14 protein-coding genes are annotated in these 18,075 nt (G+C 64.9%); 11 read left to right on the top strand and 3 right to left on the bottom strand.

Annotation, left to right across the window (positions count from 1 at the left end; genetic code table 11):
* Positions 1 to 13 precede the first annotated feature (13 nt).
* On the top strand, positions 14 to 1,060 hold the full coding sequence (gene proX, locus CLU88_RS13965; RefSeq protein WP_099657112.1) for a glycine betaine/L-proline ABC transporter substrate-binding protein ProX: 1,047 nt from the start codon (positions 14 to 16) through the stop codon (positions 1,058 to 1,060).
* A 109-nt stretch (positions 1,061 to 1,169) separates the two neighbouring features.
* Here proX and CLU88_RS13960 read toward each other — a convergent pair whose 3' ends face one another.
* Complete coding sequence (locus CLU88_RS13960; protein ID WP_099657111.1) at positions 1,170 to 1,424, bottom strand: DUF2061 domain-containing protein; 255 nt, start codon at positions 1,422 to 1,424, stop codon at positions 1,170 to 1,172.
* A 251-nt stretch (positions 1,425 to 1,675) separates the two neighbouring features.
* On the opposite strand from CLU88_RS13960, the gene CLU88_RS13955 reads away from it, so the two are divergent.
* The 10 genes from CLU88_RS13955 (at position 1,676) to CLU88_RS13910 (ending at position 16,249) form a co-directional block, all read left to right on the top strand.
* A complete protein-coding gene (locus CLU88_RS13955) occupies positions 1,676 to 2,716 on the top strand; it encodes an SPFH domain-containing protein (RefSeq protein ID WP_099657110.1) in 1,041 nt (346 codons plus the stop codon).
* 124 nt (positions 2,717 to 2,840) lie between these two features.
* On the top strand, positions 2,841 to 4,352 hold the full coding sequence (locus CLU88_RS13950; RefSeq protein ID WP_099657109.1) for a DUF4178 domain-containing protein: 1,512 nt from the start codon (positions 2,841 to 2,843) through the stop codon (positions 4,350 to 4,352).
* 57 nt (positions 4,353 to 4,409) lie between these two features.
* Positions 4,410 to 4,631 (top strand): DUF350 domain-containing protein, encoded by a 222-nt coding sequence (locus tag CLU88_RS13945; protein WP_099657108.1) that lies wholly within the window; start codon positions 4,410 to 4,412, stop codon positions 4,629 to 4,631.
* 239 nt (positions 4,632 to 4,870) lie between these two features.
* Positions 4,871 to 6,949, top strand: coding sequence for an RNA-binding domain-containing protein (locus CLU88_RS13940; protein ID WP_099657107.1), 2,079 nt, complete (start codon positions 4,871 to 4,873; stop codon positions 6,947 to 6,949).
* A gap of 41 nt (positions 6,950 to 6,990) precedes the next feature.
* A complete protein-coding gene (locus CLU88_RS13935) occupies positions 6,991 to 7,197 on the top strand; it encodes a hypothetical protein (RefSeq protein WP_099657106.1) in 207 nt (68 codons plus the stop codon).
* The gene (locus CLU88_RS13930) at positions 7,197 to 8,741 is read left to right on the top strand and encodes a polyamine aminopropyltransferase (RefSeq protein ID WP_099657105.1); all 1,545 of its coding nucleotides are present in this window, start codon (positions 7,197 to 7,199) and stop codon (positions 8,739 to 8,741) included. Before CLU88_RS13935 ends, CLU88_RS13930 begins: the two co-directional genes overlap by 1 nt.
* 263 nt (positions 8,742 to 9,004) lie before the next feature.
* The gene (locus CLU88_RS13925) at positions 9,005 to 12,760 is read left to right on the top strand and encodes a PAS domain S-box protein (RefSeq protein WP_099658871.1); all 3,756 of its coding nucleotides are present in this window, start codon (positions 9,005 to 9,007) and stop codon (positions 12,758 to 12,760) included.
* Positions 12,757 to 13,749: a two-component system response regulator gene (locus CLU88_RS13920; protein WP_099657104.1), complete on the top strand. Its 993-nt coding sequence runs from the start codon at positions 12,757 to 12,759 to the stop codon at positions 13,747 to 13,749. Before CLU88_RS13925 ends, CLU88_RS13920 begins: the two co-directional genes overlap by 4 nt.
* A gap of 2 nt (positions 13,750 to 13,751) precedes the next feature.
* Entirely contained in the window at positions 13,752 to 15,449 is a 1,698-nt protein-coding gene (locus CLU88_RS13915) for an NAD(P)-binding protein (protein WP_099657103.1), read from the top strand.
* Positions 15,450 to 15,661: 212 nt separating this feature from the next.
* Complete coding sequence (locus CLU88_RS13910) at positions 15,662 to 16,249, top strand: BON domain-containing protein (RefSeq protein WP_099657102.1); 588 nt, start codon at positions 15,662 to 15,664, stop codon at positions 16,247 to 16,249.
* Positions 16,250 to 16,376: 127 nt separating this feature from the next.
* On the opposite strand, the gene CLU88_RS13905 is transcribed toward CLU88_RS13910, so the two are convergent.
* Together CLU88_RS13905 and CLU88_RS13900 are read right to left on the bottom strand one after the other, a co-directional pair.
* Positions 16,377 to 17,078, bottom strand: coding sequence for a Crp/Fnr family transcriptional regulator (locus CLU88_RS13905; RefSeq protein ID WP_099657101.1), 702 nt, complete (start codon positions 17,076 to 17,078; stop codon positions 16,377 to 16,379).
* A gap of 178 nt (positions 17,079 to 17,256) precedes the next feature.
* The gene (locus CLU88_RS13900) at positions 17,257 to 17,916 is read right to left on the bottom strand and encodes a Crp/Fnr family transcriptional regulator (RefSeq protein WP_199173454.1); all 660 of its coding nucleotides are present in this window, start codon (positions 17,914 to 17,916) and stop codon (positions 17,257 to 17,259) included.
* Between the last annotated feature and the right edge of the window lie 159 nt (positions 17,917 to 18,075).

Raw genomic sequence — 18,075 nt, 5'->3', positions numbered from 1 at the left:
AAGGAGCTATTTCATGCACCCCCAAATTTTGATGACAGGTGTGTACCGCCTAACCCGTAACCGCCTGGCGGCGGCGCTGTCTGTGGGTGTCCTCTCGCTGGGCTTGGCGGGTGCGGCGCAGGCCCAGGGGCTGCTGCCTGGTAAGGGCACCACAGTCCAACCCATTCAGAGTTCTATCGCAGAGGAGGCCTTTCAAACCATGCTGGTTTCCAAAGCGCTGGAGACGCTGGGCTACACGGTGAAAGCCCCCCAAGAGACCGAATACGCAACCGGGCATCTGGCCCTGGCCAACGGCGATGCGACCTTCATGGCCACCCATTGGGACCCGCTGCATGCCGACTTCTATCGCAACGCGGGGGGCGATGACAAACTGTGGCGGCAGGGGGCTTATGTGCGCAACTCTTTGCAGGGCTACCTCATCGACAAGAAGACGGCGGACCAATACAAGATCACCCACATCTCGCAATTGTCCGATCCGGCGCTGGCCAAGCTGTTCGACACCAATGGCGACGGCAAAGCCGATTTGACCGGGTGCAACCCTGGCTGGGGCTGCGAGCTGGTCATTGAGCACCAACTCACTGCCTACCAGCTGCGCGGCACCGTCACGCACAACCAGGGCAGCTACGCCGCGCTGATTGCGGACACCATCGCGCGCTACAAGCAAGGCCAGCCCATCCTGTACTACACCTGGACGCCTTACTGGGTCAGCGGTGTACTGCAGCCTGGCAAAGATGTGGTCTGGCTGCAGGTGCCGCACTCCTCCTTGCCGGGCGATCAAGCCAAGCTCAGCACCAGGCTGCCGGATGGGAAGGACTTTGGCTTCACGGTCAACACCCAGCGCATCGTGGCCAACAAGGCGTTTGCCCAAAAGAACCCCGCTGCGGCCAAGCTCTTTGAAGTCATGCAATTGCCGGTGTCGGATGTCAACGCACAGAACCTGCGCATGCGCGATGGCGAGAACAAACCCCAAGACATCGAGCGCCATGTGAAAGGGTGGATCCAGGCCCACCAAAAAACCTTCGACGGGTGGGTGGCGCAGGCGCTGGCGGCGGCGCGGTAGGCGTTAGGAGGACTCAGGCGCCGCAGCGCGCCTGCTCGGCCAGACGCTGCATGAGCCAGCCTGCAAAGTCATTCCAGTGGGTGCGTGCCATGGTGGTGCTCCGCACGGTTCAGGCTGCTGCTGGGGCGGTTGGGGCGGCTTGCGTCATTGGCGCGTTCTGCCTGCGTGCCCAGGCCTTTTCGTGAAAGAAGAAGGCCACCGCCTGCACCGTAGGCTCCAGCAAACTCAGCGTGAGCGACGCGAGCAAATTGCCCGTGACGACATAGGCGACCATGGCTGCGACACCAATGTGGATGAGGTAGTAGCTGCCCGTCTTCATGAGCATGGTCTTGTTCTGGCGGGCGATGCGGCGGATGTGGGACATGGCGGGCTCCTTGAGGGACGGTGTGCTGTGGGGACTGGTTCAAATGGTAGGCATTCTCAATAGCAAACACCAATTGGCATTGGCTAAACAAAAGATAGTCACTATGAATAAGCGGGCGTGATGGCCCTGCAATGCCGTGTTGCCGCTTGCCCTAAATCCATACGCCGCGTGCTCTTTCTTCGCAACACCCCCGTTGCTATGATGGTTGTCTTTTCAACAGCGCAGGCGCGCAAGCGCTACTGGGAGCACACATGGCCCTGATGGACTTCATCAAGAAACAGTTCATTGACATCATCCAGTGGACTGAAGACAGCGACGGCACCCTGGCGTGGCGCTTCCCGATGCGCGACATGGAAATCCAGAACGGGGGCACGCTCATCGTTCGCGAGTCGCAGATGGCGCTCTTCGTCAACGAAGGCAAAGTGGCCGACGTGTTTGGCCCTGGTACGCACAAGCTCACCACGCAGACGCTGCCCGTCCTGACCTACCTGAAGAACTGGGACAAGCTCTTTGAGTCGCCCTTCAAGAGCGATGTCTACTTCTTCAGCACCCGCCAGCAGATCGACCAGAAGTGGGGCACGCCCCAGCCGATCACCATCCGCGACAAGGACTTCGGTGCCGTGCGCCTGCGCGCCTTCGGTAACTACGCCTTCCGCGTGGCCGACCCCAAGCTGTTCCACACCGAAATCTCCGGCACCCGCGAGGCATACACCGTGGCCGAAGTGGACGGCCAACTGCGTGGCCTGGTGCTGCAAAACATCAGCAACGCCATCGCCAGCAGCGGCCTGCCGTTCCTGGATTTGGCGGCCAACCAGATTGCGTTTGCCGACGCGCTGGCCAAAGAGCTGCAACCCGCCTTTGCCAAGATCGGTCTGCTGCTCGAAGCCATGACCGTGCAGAACGTGTCGCTGCCCGAAGAGCTGCAAAAGATCCTCGACCAGAAGATTGGCATGGGCATGGTCGGCAACGACATGGCCAAGTTCATGCAGTACCAGACGGCGCAAGCCATCCCCAAATTTGCCGAAGGTGCGGGCAACGGCGGTGGCATTGCGGGCGACGCCATGGGCCTGGGCGCTGGCGTGGCGCTGGGCCAGGTGCTGGCGCAAAACCTGCAGCAAGGCCTGCAAGGCGGCGGCGCCCAGGCCGCCCCAGTGCCCGCAGCACCCGCAGGCGTGCGCCCCGACGAGGTGATGGCCACGCTGGAAAAGTTGGGCGACCTCAAGGCCAAGGGCATCCTCACGCAGGAAGAGTTCGACGCCAAGAAGGCAGAGCTGTTGAAAAAGCTGGTCTGACCGGATTTGCTATTGAATCAATAGCTGCTCGCGCTTGTTGAATGAGGGCTGGAGGCATTTTTTTGCCTTCAGCCCTTGTTCGCAGGTGACGCCTACTCGCTCACCGCCTTCCCATCGCCTGCCCATGGCCACAGACCCAACCCAGCGCGCCTACCGCGCCCCTTGCCCCGGCTGCGGCGCGCCGGTGGAATTCAAGAGCGCGCAATCCACGCACGCCGTGTGCGGCTACTGCCAAAGCACCGTGGTGCGCAGCGGCGACGTGCTCACGCGCCTGGGCAAGATGGCCGAGCTGTTCGACGACCACAGCCCGCTGCAGCTCATGGCCAGCGGGCGCGCCAAGCTCGATGGCAAGGAGCAGCCCTTCACCCTGATCGGGCGGCTGCAGTACAAGACCGATGCCGGGGTCTGGACCGAGTGGGTGGCGTTTTTGCAAGACGGCACCATGGCCAGCCTGGGCGAAGACAACGGCGCCTACGTCTTCACCCGCAAGATCAACCCGGGCCGTGAGCTGCCCGAGGCCAGCCGCTTTCGCCTGGGGGCCACCACCGCCATCAACGGCAAAAGCTACAGCGTGGCCTTCAGTGGCAGCGCGCAGCTGTTGTCGGCCCAGGGCGAGCTGCCCAAACTGCCGCCCCTGGGCCAGCCGTTTGACATGGTGGAGCTGCGCAGCGCCGATGGCGAAGTGCTCAGCATTGACTACGGCCACACGCCGCCCAATCTAGAACGCGGCACCTCGGTGCTGCTCGAAGACCTGCAACTGCAAGGCCTCAAGGACGAATCGGCCAAAGAAGAAAAAGGCCGCCAGTTCAACTGCCCGCACTGCGGCGCGCCGGTGCAGGTGCAGCTGTCCACCACCAAAAGCCTCACCTGCGGCTCGTGCGCCAGCCTCATCAACCTGGACAGTGGCGTGGGCGGCGAGCTGCGCGCTGCCGAGCAGGACGAGCCCGTGCAGCCCATCATCCCGCTGGGCACCAAAGGGCAGCTGCAGGGCGTGCACTGGCAGGTGGTGGGCTTTCAGCACCGCATGGGCGTGGAGCCTGGCGACGACGAACACTTTGGCTGGAGCGAGTACCTGCTCTACAACCAAAAGCGCGGCTTCGCGTTCCTGGTCGACTCCGAAGAGGGCTGGAGCATGGTGCGTCCCACCACCGGTGCGCCGCAGCTGGCCTCCAGTGGCCGCACGGCCACGTACATGGGCACCAAGTACGACCTCAAATACACCTACGAGGCCGAAACCACCTACGTGCTGGGCGAGTTCTACTGGCAGGTGAGCCGGGGCCAGAAAACCTCCAACCGCGACTTCGCCAGCAGCAAGGGCCTGCTGTCGCTGGAACAAAGCGCCAACGAAATCACCTGGTCGTCGGGCGACAAGATCAGCAGCGACACGGTGGCCAAGGCCTTCAAGCTCGACGACAAGAAGGACGTGCTCCAGCGTGACGACACCGGACCCTTCGTGGCCAAGTCGGGCATGGGCTGCGGCACCATCATCCTCATCGCGGTGGTCATCATCATCGTGCTCATCCTCATGAGCCGCTGCTCCAGCTGCGACCCACGGGTCGAGAACTGCTCCTCATCGGGCTACCGCAGCTCGGGCGGCTCGTACGGCGGGTATTCCTCCGGCGGCGGGCACAAGTAGCCTGCGGCAGTCATTCCAAAACTCTCAGTCTTTCCCTCTTTTCAAGGAGCAACCACCATGGTCGGAATCGAATGGCTCAAGCCCGCAGCGTTCCTCGGGTCCATCCTCTACGCACTCATCGGCGTCGTCATCTTCTGGGTCTGCTTCATCGTGGTGGACAAGATCACCCCCTATGACCTGTGGCGCGAAATCGTGGAAAAGCAGAACCAGGCCCTGGGCTTGGTGGTGGCCGCCATGTGCCTGGGCATCAGCATCATCGTGGCGGCAGCGATCCATTGACGCCTCCCGTCGGCTGCCTTGTGCCGCCAACGGTGTGGTGAATGCCCTGGCCGACCCCAACGGGCTGTCCTCGCATGCGGGCAGCCCGCTTCTTTTATTTTCTTGAGCGCCGACATTGAAGCCGCGCTGGGCGAAGCGCGATGTACGCATGAATGCCCGTATTTGCCGACGATTTGTGTTTGTCCAGCAAGCGATAGCATTCCATTTGAATCAGATAACCTGAACCAGGAACCCGTTTGATGTTCTCGCCCACCTCGTTTGAAGATCTGGCCCTGCTGCGCGAAACGGTGGAGCTGGAATGCAAGCTGGCCCAAGGTCAAAATGGCCAGGGCGAGGTGCCCAAGGATTTCTGGCCCACCTACTCGGCCATGGCCAACGCCCATGGGGGTGTGGTGCTGTTGGGAGTCCGCGAGAAGGATGGGGTATTTTCTATCGCGGGTATCCCCAACCCGGCGAAGGTGCGGGCTGACCTGTTCAACAATCTCAACAATCCGGGTAAGGTCAGTGTCAATTTGTTGGCCGATGCCGATGTGCAGGAACTGGTGTTGCAGGGAAAAACGGTGGTGCTGGTTCGCATCCCCCAGGCCACGCGCAAGCAGCGGCCTGTTTTCCTCCACAACCAACCTTTGGAGCACACCTACAAGCGGCTCAACGATGGCGACCGGCTTTGCGATGAGGAAACCGTCAAGCGCATGCTGGCAGAGCAGGTAGAAGATGAACGGGATGCCCGCATCCTGCCGCACTTTGGCATGGATGATGTCGACATGGAGAGCCTGCGCATCTACCGCCAGATGCTCAAGGACGAAAAGCCCGGCCATCCGTACCTGGAACAGGACGACTTTGCCTTGATGCAGAGCCTGCGCGGTTGGCGCCTTGACCGGGCCACCGGTGTGGAAGGATTGACACTGGCTGGTTTGCTGATGTTTGGCCGCTGGTCGGCCATTCAGGAGGCGGTGCCGCACTATTTTGTGGACTACCAGGAGCGGCCAGAGGCCAAGACAGAGCTGCGCTGGGTGGACCGATTGGTGCCAGATGGCACCTGGTCAGGCAATCTGTTTGATTTTTACCGCCGGGTGTACCGCAAGCTGGTAGCAGACCTGAAGGTGCCTTTTGGCTTGAAGGATGGGCAGCGTCAAGACGATACGCCGGTGCATGTGGCCCTGCGCGAGGCGCTGGTCAACACGCTGGTGCATGCAGACTATACGGGGCGGGTGTCCGTGCTGGTGGTCAAGCGGCCGGATATGTTTGGCTTTCGAAACCCCGGTGGTTTGAGATTGCCGCTGGAGCAGGTGATCCGGGGTGGCGAGAGCGATTGCCGCAATCGCATCCTGCATCAGATGTTTTTGTTGATTGGCCTGGGAGAGCGTGGTGGCTCGGGCATGCCCAAGATTTTTAGCGGCTGGCAAAGTCGGCATTGGCGCCAGCCCTTGTTACGTGAAAAGGATGTCCCAGAACAAACTCTGCTGGAGTTGCACATGCTCGATTTGCTGCCTGAGCCTGTGCTGGAGGCATTGCGCGCCCGGTTCGGAGCAGCATTTGACCAAGTGGATGCATTGGGCAGGGTCATTTTGGCCACAGCCATGATTGAACGCGTGGTGAACCACGCTCGCATGGCCGAGATTTGCACGGACCACCCACATGATCTGAGCCGGGCGCTCGCTCGGCTGGAGCGCGATGGAATGTTGCTGTCTCAGGGGCAATCCAAGGGCAAGGTCTACCACCTGCCGGGTGCAGCGCCGGTTTCCCCGGAGCAGGTGTTCGCGTTCTTGGAGAGCTCTGGTAGTAGCGAGCCGAGCTTCGGTAGTAACGCGGGTAGCTCTGGGAGTAGCGAGGACAGCTTTGGGAGTAACGGGGTAAACCCGGCCGATGGGGGAAATGATTCGACTGATGCGGGCTTAGGACCAGCGAGCCGCGACGAAAACGGGTGCTTGATCTCTCCGCTGCTGGACGCACCCGTGGTGGACGCGCTGTCCGAACTGACCCCTCTACTGCGCAGCGAATTGTTGCAGCGCGCGACTTTACCGAGGAAAAAGGCGCGATTGGATAGAGATAGCATGATTTCCGTCATCCTTGCGGTATGTGATGGACGCTATGTCCGTCTGAGTGTTCTTGCTGAGTTGCTCAGCAGGAATGTGGACGGCCTGCGCAAAGGCTACCTGGACACGCTGGTCAAAGACAACCGCATCCTGCGTGCCTTCCCGGGTACGCCCACCCACGAAATGCAGTCTTATCGCACCGCAGAGGTCGGTAGCAAGGGCTCGCACCGCTCATCACCAAGCAATGGCACTTTCTCTCCCTGTGAGGGTTCGAGTGCATAAACAGCCTTGTTTTGGTACACATATCGGCCAGAAGGACCTCAATGACAGAAGACCTGCATGAACGAAAGCCCCTGGTCTGGTGGCAAGACTTGGTGAACATCCACCTGAGCCTGAACCCGTCCGTTGAGACCGCACAGGTGACGGCAGAACAGAAGCATATGGCCAGGAAGATCTGCGAGGCCCCGGACCGGGGAGGGCGGCTGGAGGTGCAGCAAGCCCAGATATTGGATGAAGCGTGGTTGGCGTGATGGCAATTGCGACCTCCACTCCCCAGCAGGCTCCCCGCCCCATCGACATCGCCCTGCTCATCAGCGTCTTCGTGGTGGCGGCCTGTGGCCTGCTGTACGAGCTGGCGGCGGGGGCGCTGGCGTCGTATGTGCTGGGCGATTCGGTGCTGCAGTTCTCCACCATCATCGGCACCTACCTGTTTGCCATGGGCGTGGGGTCGTGGTTGTCGCGGTACTTTGAGCGGCAGTTGCCCGCGCATTTTTTGCGCATTGAGCTGCTGGTGGCGCTGATCGGCGGGGCGCTGCCCGCCACGCTGTTCCTGGCCAATGCGTATGCGCCGGGGGCCTTTCGGTTTTTGCTGTACGGCATGGTGCTCATGGTGGGCACGCTGGTGGGGTTGGAGATCCCGCTGGTCATGCGCATCTTGAAGCGCAACACCGCCCTCAAGGACCTGGTGTCGCAGGTGCTCACGTTCGACTACCTGGGCGCACTGGCTGTGTCCATGGCCTTTCCGCTGCTGCTGGTGCCGCACCTGGGGCTCATCCGCACAGGGCTGCTGTTTGGGTTGATGAATGCGGCCGTGGCGCTGTGGGCGGTGTGGTTGTTCCGTGCCGAGCTGCGGCGCCTGCGCGCGCATGCGGCGGCCTGCGTGATGGTGCTGCTGGCGTTGTTGGCGGGCTTTGCCGGGGCGGACCACATCACCACCTTGGCCGAAGACAAGTTCTACCAGGACCGCGTGGTCTACAGCACCGCATCGCCCTACCAGCGCATTGTGGTCACCCACGGCAAGGCGGGGCACCGGCTGTTCCTCAATGGCAACCTGCAGTTTGCCGAGCGTGACGAGTACCGCTACCACGAGGCCCTGGTGCACCCGGCGATGGCGGCGCACGGCCGTCCGAAGCGCGTGGCCGTGCTGGGCGGCGGGGACGGCATGGCGGTGCGCGAGATTCTCAAATACCCCTCGGTCGAATCCGTCACGCTGGTCGAGCTGGACCCGGCCATGACCCGCACCTTCACCGAGCACCCCACGCTGGCGCGGCTGAACGGCGGCGCGCTGAAGAACCCCAAGGTGCACATCGTCAACACCGACGCCTTTCAGTGGCTGCAGCAAGGGGAAGACACTTTTGACGTGATCGTGGTGGACTTTCCAGACCCGACCAATTTTTCGATTGGCAAGCTCTACACCAACAGTTTCTATTCGCTGCTGGACAAGCGCCTGTCGGCCAGCGGTTACGCCGTGGTGCAAACCACCTCGCCCCTGGTGGCGCGCCAGAGTTTTTGGACGGTGGTGAGCACCATCGAATCGGTGGGCCTGCGCACGGCCCCTTACCACGCCCATGTGCCCAGCTTTGGCGAGTGGGGCTACGTGCTGGCCAGCCGCCGCCCCTGGCGCATGCCCGATGCGCTGCCCGGTGGCTTGCAGTTCCTGAGCCCGCAAACGCTGCCGCTGCTCTTCGACTTTCCGCTGGACATGGCGCGTGTGCCTGCCGAGGTCAACCGCCTGTCCAACCAGGTGCTGGTGCACACCTACGAGCGCGAGTGGGGCAAGGTGGTGGCGCACTGAGCCTGGCTGCCCTGCGTGTACACCGCGCCGTGTTCACGTGGGGCGCTCAGGCTTTGTCGATGCGGTGCAGTTATTCCCGCTACCATGCCAAAAAACAGGCGGTAACCGCTGGAAACAAGCGCCTTGGGCGCGGTTCACAAAACGCCCCTGGCGCCATGGCGCCGCTCTGCTGCGCAGGACTTGCCGGCCACGGAGCGCTTGGCCTGGGCTGCCTTGCTGGGTTTTGTTCACCGCACCAGGCTCCGATCACACAGGTGGACTCCATGCTGGACCAATTTTTCATTAGCAAAGCGCAGGCCTATCCCTTGCTATGGGCGCAGCACAACCCCTGGCTGGTGGCGCTGTCGGTGGCGATGGCGATGCTGGCCTCGGTGCTGGCGCTGCAAATGGCCGCCCTGGCGCGCCGGGCCGATGTGGGGTTCACCCGGCAGTTGGCCCGGGGCTCGGGGGCTCTTGCGCTGGGCGGAGGCATTTGGTCCATGCACTTCATTGGCATGCTGGCCTTTGCGGTGTGCGCCCGGGGGCGGTTCGATGCGGTGACCACCGTGCTGTCCATGCTGCCCAGCGTGCTGGCTTCGTGGGTGGCGCTGGGGCTGTTGATGCGCCGTGAGGTAGGCCGCATGGCGCTGGTGGCGGGTGGGGTGTTTGTGGGTGCGGGCATTGGGGCCATGCACTACATCGGCATGGCGGCATCGGAGTGGGCCCCCGTCATGCGCTATGACCCTTGGGGCTTTGCCGCATCGGTGCTGGTGGCGGTGCTGCTGGCCATTGTGGCGCTGTGGGTGCGCTTTGGGCTGGAGCGCGCGGTGCGCTGGCGCAGGCAGCGCCTGAACTGGGCGGCGGGCGCGGTGATGGGCCTGGCGATTGCGGGCATGCACTACACCGGCATGGCCGCCCTGCGCTTCATCGATGCCCCGGACGAACCCGAGCTGCTGGCAGCCTCTGCCGGAAGCACGCCGCTGGCGCTGGCCATTGCGGGCGTGGCGGTGGTCATCGGGCTGCTGGTGGTCGCCATCAACGCTGGCCTGCGCTACCGCCAGATGTTCATGAAGGTGCGCCAGAGCGAATCGCGCCTGCGGGCCATTGCCGACACCGCAGCAGACGGCATCGTGATGATCGACGCGCGGGGGCTGGTGCAGTCGTTCAATGCGGCGGCCGAGCGCATCCTGGGCTGGCACCCCAGCGAAGTGGTGGGGCAGAACGTGTCCATGCTCATGCCCGAGCCCGACCGCTCGCGCCACGATGGGTACCTGCAGCGCTACCTCCGCGGCCAGGGCGGCAGCATTGTGGGCTCCAGCAGCCGCGAGGTGCAGGCCCTGCGGCGCGATGGCAGCACCGTGCCCATCCGCCTGTCGGTGGGGCGTGTGCGGCTCGATGGTGACCCGGTGTTTGTGGGCTTCATCGGCGATCTGAGCCAGCGCCGTGCCATGGAGCAAGAGCTGCAACGCAGCGAACAGCGCCTGCGCTCCTTGATGGGCAATATCCCCGGGGTGACGTTTCGCTGCAGCTACGACGCGGACTGGACCATGCTGTTCATCAGCGATGCCGTGACGGCCCTGACCGGCTGGCAGCCGCAGGACTTTCTGGAGGGGCGTGTCAACTTCACGCAGCTCACCTTGCCCGAAGAAGTGCCCCGCCTGTGGGAAGAAGTGTCGGCCGCCATCGCGCAGCGCCGGCCCTACCACGTCGAATTTCGCCTGCTGGACCGCCAGGGCCGTGTGCGCTCGGTGTCTGAAAGCGGCCGCCCCGTGGTGGGCGACGATGGCGAGGTGCAGTGGATCGACGGCGTGATCATGGACATGACGGTCTTCAAAGAGCGCAACGCCGAGTTTGAAAGCACCGTGCGCGCCATTGACCGCGCCCTGGCGGTGGTGGAGTTCGACCTGCAAGGCAACGTGCTCACGGCCAATACCAATTTTCGCGAACTCATGGGCTATCGGCTGGACGAAATCGTGGGCCAGCACCACCGCATGTTCTGCGAGCCGGCCTATGCGCAAAGCGCCGCCTACACCGAGTTCTGGCAGCAACTGCGCGATGGCAAGCTGGACGGCGGCGAGTACCAGCGCCTGGGCAAAGGCGGGCGGCGCATCTGGATCCAGGCCACCTACAACCCCATCTTCGATGCGCAGGGCCAGCCCTTCAAGGTGGTGAAATTTGCCACCGACCTGAGCGAGCGCCGCGCCATGGAGCAAGAGCTGCGCGCCGCCAAGGAGCGTGCCGAACAGGCCGCTGCCGCGCGCAGCACCTTCCTGGCCAACATGAGCCACGAAATCCGCACGCCCATGAACGCCATCATCGGCTTCACCGAAGCGCTGCTGGACACCCCCATGGAACCCCAGCAGCGCCGCCACCTGGGCACGGTGCAGCATGCGGCGCGCTCCATGCTGCGCCTGCTCAACGACATTCTGGACACCGCCAAGCTCGAAAAAGGCGCGGTCGAGCTGGAGATTGCCGACTTCTCGCTGCAGGAAGTGTGCGAGCAGATTTTGGCTTCGCTGCGCATCCATGCCGCCAAGAAGCAGCTGGAGCTGCAGTGCCTGGCCACCGAGCAGGTGCCCGCCTACCTGCGTGGTGACGCGCTGCGGTTGCAGCAGGTGCTGCTGAACCTGCTGGGCAACGCGCTCAAATTCACCCAGCAAGGCCATGTGCTGCTGCGGCTGGACTACCAGGACGGCTCGCTGGTGATGGAGGTCGAGGACACTGGCATTGGCATCGCAGCCCAGCACCTGGACCGCATCTTCGACCCCTTTGCGCAGGCCGATGCGTCCACCACCCGCCAGTTTGGTGGCACCGGCCTGGGCACCACCATCTCTCGCCAACTGGTCGAACTGATGGGCGGCACCATCGGCGTGCGCAGCACCCTGGGCGTGGGCACCACGTTCACCGTGCGCCTGCCTCTGCCCGTTGGTCAGGCCACCGAGGCCGTTGCCACCCCCAGCCATGCGGCGCAGCTACCCCCGCTGCGCGTGCTGGCCGTGGACGACGTGCCCGCCAACATCGAACTGCTGCAAATCCAGCTCCACCGTGGCCGCCACCAGGTCACCGTGGCGCGCGACGGCGAAGAGGCTGTGCAGGCGTATGCACAGGGGCGCTTTGATGTGGTGCTGATGGACCTGCAAATGCCCGGCATGGACGGCCTGGAGGCCACGCGCCGCATCCGCACGTTTGAGCAGGCGCAGCACCGCAAGCCTGTGCCGGTGATCGCCTTGTCGGCCAGCGTGCTGGAGCAAGACCGCCGCAACGCCCGCGCGGCAGGCATGGACGGCTTTGCCAGCAAGCCCCTGGAGCCCGCGCGGCTGTTCCGCGAGATCGCACGGGTGCTCAACCTGCAGCCCGATGCGGCCTCGGACTGGGGCGCACTGACCGCAGCGGCTGCGCTCAGCAGCCCCGCAGTGGCGCCCGCCCCCCAGGCGCAGGGCGTGATCGACTGGGAGCGCGGCACCCGCCTGTGGGGCCAGCGCGCGCTGCTGCGCGATGCCATTGCGCGCCTGGTGGGCGAACACGAGGCCACCCCCGCAACACTGCAGGCCCTGGTGGCCCAACGCGACCTGGACAGCGCCCGGGCCCTGGCCCACCGCCTGCGCGGGGCCGCGGCCAACCTGGCGCTGGTGCCGCTGCAAACCTTGTCCCAGCGCATTGAGGAAGCCGCCCGCGCGCTGGACCGCACCGCCCTGGTCCCGCTGGTGGCCGCCCTGCCCGCCGCCATGCAGGCCGTGCAGCAGGCCCTGGCCAGCGAGGCCGATGCCGCCGCTGCACCCGCCCCCGGTGTGGGCCAGCACGCGCCGCTGGCGCCTGCGCAGCGTGCGCAGGCCCTGGCGGCGGCGCAGGCCTTGGCACAGGCTTTGGCACGATCGGAATTGGCCCAGCCGCCTTTGGACGTGCTGGCGCAGCTGCTGCCCGGCGACGCCATGGAGCGGCTGCAGGAAGCGATCGATACTTTTGACTTTGACCAGGCGCTGGTGCAACTGCAGCAGCTGCGCACCCACTGGATCGACGAGCCCACGGAGACCCCCGCATGAACCAGGCCCCTGACCAGCGCCCCCGTCTGCTGCTGGTGGACGACGAGCCCACCAACCTGCAGGTGCTGCGCCATGTGTTGCAGGCCGACTACCGCCTGCTGTTTGCCACCGACGGCGAGCGCGCACTGCAGGTGGCGCGCGAGCAGCAGCCCGACCTGGTGCTGCTGGACATCATGATGCCCCACATGGACGGCTACGCCGTGTGCCACGCCCTCAAGGCCGACGCCGCCACCGTCCACATTCCCGTGATCTTCATCACCGCGCTGAGCGACAGCCAGGACGAGACGGCGGGCTTTGACGCGGGGGCGGTGGACTACATCACCAAGCCCGTCAGCCCGCCTGTGGTGCGCGCACGGGTGCGCACGCATTTGTCGCTGGTGCGCATGGACGAGCTGCGCCAGACCCGCCTGCAGATCGTGCAGCGCCTGGGCCGCGCGGCCGAATACAAGGACAACGAGACCGGCCTGCACGTCATCCGCATGAGCCACTTTGCCCAGCGGCTGGCGCTGGCGGCGGGCTGCAGCCCCGCCTGGGCCGAAGACCTGCTCAACGCCGCGCCCATGCACGACGTGGGCAAGATCGGCATCCCCGACGCCGTGCTGCGCAAGCCCGGCCCGCTGGACGCCAGCGAGTGGGACACCATGCGCCGCCACCCTGAGATTGGGGCCGAGATCATTGGCCAGCACCCCTCTGGCGTGCTGCAACTGGCCCGCGAAATCGCCCTGGCCCACCACGAGAAGTGGGACGGCAGTGGCTACCCCAACGGGCTGGCGGGCGAGGCGATTCCGCTGTCGGCCCGCATCGTGGCCGTGGCCGATGTGTTTGACGCCCTCACCACCCGCCGCCCCTACAAAGAGCCCTGGCCCGTGCAAGAGGCCATGGACCACATCACCGCCCAGGCGGGCAAGCACTTTGACCCGGCCCTGGTGGCGCTGTTCATCCCGCTGCTGCCCCAGCTGCTGGAGATCCGCGCCCAGTGGGCCGACTGACCATGCAACGACGCCACTTTGTGACCGGGGCTGCCGCCTCGGTGGCCAGCCTGTCTGCAGCCTCGCTGCTCAGCGGCTGCCAGAGCCCGCCGCCCGCGCTGGAATACGCCTTTGCAGGCATCGACATGGAGCGTGGCCACGCGCTGCGCGACCTGCTGGCCCGGGGCACCTTGCCAGAGCCCGCCGTGGTGCGCCGTGCCCAGGTCATCATCGCCGGGGGCGGTGTGGCGGGGCTGGCCGCCGCGCGCAGCCTGCGCCTGGCCGGGGTGCACGACTTTGCCCTGCTGGAGCTGGAAGACACCGCAGGCGGCAACAGCCGGGGCGGCGCCGTCAACGGCGTGGCCTGCCCCCTGGGCGCGCACTACCTGCCCGTGCCCGGCGACGATGCGCCCGAGGTGCAAGACCTGCTCGAAGAACTGGGCCTGCGCCAGCGCGTGGCCGGGCGCTGGGAATACGGCGGCGAGGGCGGCCGCCACTTGTGCCACAGCCCGCAAGAGCGCCTGTACTTCGAGCACGAGTGGCAAGAAGGCCTGCTGCCCGTGCAAGGCGTGGGCGAATCCACCCTGGCCCAATACCGCCGCTTTGCCCAGGCGGTAGACGCCGCCAGCCGCGCCGCCCGCTTCACCATGCCGCAGTTTGCCGCTTTGAATGCAAAAACCGGCTTGGCGACCGTCCATCAAGCGCTAGATGCTATGACTCTGGAAGCATGGCTGCAGCAGCAAGGCCTGGACGATGCGCACCTGCGCTGGTACCTGGACTACTGCTGCCGCGATGACTACGGCGCAGGCATTGCCCGCGTGTCGGCCTGGGCCGGGCTGCACTACTTTGCCAGCCGCCACGGCTTTCACGCGCCCGGCGAGGCCGTGGCCGAAGACCGCGAAGGCGTGCTCACCTGGCCCGAGGGCAATGGCTGGCTCACCCAGCAGCTCGTCGCACCGCTGAAGGCGGCAGGCCAGCTGCGCACCGCCACCAGCGTGCTGCGCATTGCCGAAACCCGGCGTGGCGTGGAGGTGGACGCCTACAACCACCAGACGGGCAACGTAGAGCGCTGGCAGGCGCCGCGCTGCGTGGTGGCGCTGCCCGTGTTCGTGGCCGCCCGCGTGGTGCAAAGCCCCCCCGCGTTTTTGGCGCAAGCCGCCCAGCGCCTGCAGTGGGCGCCTTGGGCCGTGACCAACATCCACCTGAATGCGCCGCTGACCGACCGCCCCGGCGCCGCCCCGGCGTGGGACAACGTCATCTACGGTGACACCAACCCTGGTGGCCTGGGCTACGTCGATGCCTCCCACCAAAAGCTCGACCCCCGCCCTGGCCCCACCGTGCTCACCTGCTACCAGGCCCTGGGCGATGTGGCCGATGCGCGCCAGCAACTGGCCACCCACAGCGCCGAACATTGGGGCAGGGCGGCCCTGGCATCGCTGGCGGGCCCGCACCCCGATGTGCTGCAGCGCGCCACCCGCGTGCAGGTCACCCGCTACGGGCACGCCATGTCCATCCCCGTGCCGGGGGTACAGCAGTTTTTAAGTCAAATCGGGTTGCAGGGCGCACAGGGTAAGCGCAAGCTGCTATTGAATGGAGAGCGCCAGCGCCCCATCCCCACCCCGGCCACCGCGCGGCTGGCCTTTGCGCACAGCGACTGGTCGGGCTACTCGGTGTTTGAAGAGGCTTTTACGCGGGGGCACGCGGCGGGGCTGTGGGGTTAGGGATGAAATAGCCTTCTAGCGCTTGCTAATAAAGCGCTAAAAGCTATTAAAAATATAGCAATTTGTTTGCAACTTCCCTGTTGCGATGCCGGCGCTCCAGTGGCGTAGCTAGCACCCATGGTGCGCCTGCGAACAGACGGCGGTGCCCCCGCGTGAGACAGTGACTGCAGAGGCTGCCGCCCGGTGGCTTTTACCTTCTGAGGGTCTGTTCCATGCGCCGCCAAAAAAACCATATCCAACGCCTTCGCCGCACGCGCAGACGCGCGCGCTCTGTTGCCCTTTGTGGTGGCGTGCTGGCTTTGCTGGCCTTGCAGGGCTGCCAGCACGTGGACACCACCACCTCCTGGGCGCTGGTGAGTCCGGCGCCCAGCGCCTACCTGGAAGACAGCGTGCTGACCTCGCGCGTGAAGGCCGCGCTGCTGCTCTCGCCCGTGCAAAACAGCATCTACATCGGCGTGGATGTGCGCCAGGGCGTGGTGTTGCTCAGTGGCCGGGTGGACGATGCCACCCAGCGCGACCTGGCCGTGTTTGTGGCCCAAAGCGTGCGCGGCGTGCACAAGGTGGACAGCTTCATCTTCATGCCGGGCGTCGCCTACGCCGCGATGGACTATGGCAGGCCCGATGAAGGGTTGGAAGCCGCGCAGTCCACCTCTGACGAGCTGCCCACACTCAGCAGCCCGTTGGCTGCCGACGATGCTGGCGGCAGGTCGTACAGCCCCACGGTCTCGCCCATGAGGGCCTTGGCCTACCGTGTTTTGGGTATCGGCAGCATCCAGGACGAGTTGCTCATCAAGCCTTGAGTGTGAAAAAGAGGCTGCGCGGGGCAAGGGGGAGGCATTGGCCCTTTCCATGCTGTGTCTCCTGCAAGCTCTTCCTCATCGCGTCCCTTCCCATTCAACGTGTTCAGCCCGCCATCCCCTCCAGCGCCTACGCACCCACGTGCATCAGGCGCTGGTAGATGTCTTTGTCTGCCGCATAGCAACTGCAGGCCTCGGCTTCCAGGGCCTTGCGGTTGAGCACGGTAAGTTCTCCCCGGTGGTACGAGATCAGCCCGCTGTCCTGGAACAGGCTGGCGGCCTCCGTCACCCCCACGCGGCGCACGCCCAGCATCAGGGCCATGAACTCTTGTGTGAGGTGAAAGCTCTCGGTGCGTGAGCGGTCCTGGCTCATCAGCAGCCAGCGGGCCAGGCGCGGTGCAATCAGGTGGTAGCGCTGGCACGCCGCAGCCAGCGTTTGCTGGTGCAGCCGCACCAGCAGGCAGGCCTGCAGCAGCTTTTGCAGGGGGGGCAGGGCATCGCATTGCGCACGCAGGTCGTTGGTCCCAATGCGCCAGCCAGCCCCCGCGCCCTGCACCAGCGCCCGCCAGGGGGTAGCGGCCAGCCCCAGCACCAGCTCTGAGCCCAGCATGCTTTCGGCCCCCAGCATGCCCACCTCCAGCGCGGGGTGGCTGTCCACATCAATCACCAGTGACAAAAACCCCTCGGTCGGAAAGTAAGCGTGGCGCAGCGGCTGCCCGCGCACACTCAGCTCGGTGGACAACGACAGTTCACACAGCTCGCAGTGGCCCAACAGTTGTTGGCGTGCCGCCTGCGGCAGCTGGCGAAGGAGTTTGTTTTCAGGGCGGTGCATGCAGTGCGCTTCACAAAGGAATCAGCGCAGTCCGAAGGGGCCGCAGCCTGAGGACTGCACGGTGGCCTGCCCCTTCCATCATGGGGTGGCAGCACGCCGTGCCAGTCTGCGTTCAGTGTGGGCGCTTGTGGTGGGTGTGACTGTCTGATACCGCACACAGCGCAGTGCGCACAGCGGTCTAGCTGGCGACTCCCTTGGGGAGCAGCCGGTCGTACTCTTTTTTCACCACCTCGTAGCACTCGCAAGTGCGTGCCTCTAGGCCAGGGCGGTTGCGCACGTTGATGTGCCCCCGGGCGTAGCTGATGAGGCCTGCCTTTTGCAGCTTCATGGCAGCTTCGGTCACCCCTTCTCGGCGCACGCCCAGCATGTTGGCGATCAGCTCTTGCGTCATCACCAGTTGGCTGCTTGGCAGCCGGTCCAGGCTCAGCAGCAGCCAGCGGCACAGTTGCTGGTCAAGTGAGTGGTGGCGGTTGCACACGGCGGTTTGCGCCATCTGGGTGATGAGGGCCTGGGTGTAACGCAGCATCAGGTGCATGACGGGCCCCGAGCGCTCAAATTCCGCCTTGATGGCCTGGGCGCTGAGCCGGTAGCCCCGTCCGGCGCTTTGCACCACGGCCCGGCTAGGGGTCGAGCCGCCGCCCATGAAAATCGACACGCCCACCACGCCTTCAAAGCCCACCACAGCAATCTCTGCCGATGCGCCGCTCTCCAGCACATACAGCAGCGACACGATGGCACTGGTGGGAAAGTACACATAAGGCATGTGCGCGCCGGACTCGTACAGCACCAGCCCGAGCGACAAATCCACAGGCTCCAGCAGTGGCAGCCAGCGTTGCATATCGGCTGGGGGCAGGGCGGCCAACAGCCGGTTGTTCAGGGGGTTATCGGTGGCGTGAATGGCGGGCCCCTTCGTCGTCGTGAGGAGGCGTGGCAGCACCCCGGGGGGACGGCACGCCTCCCCGGGTGCCGCCACGCTGCGCGAAGCCCAGTGTGCGAT

Source organism: Acidovorax sp. 56 (assembly GCF_002749705.1).
Classification (GTDB): Bacteria; Pseudomonadota; Gammaproteobacteria; order Burkholderiales; family Burkholderiaceae_C; genus Acidovorax.
The sequence above is the reverse complement of the archived record's forward strand: the minus strand, read 5'-3'. Positions and strand labels throughout refer to the sequence as shown.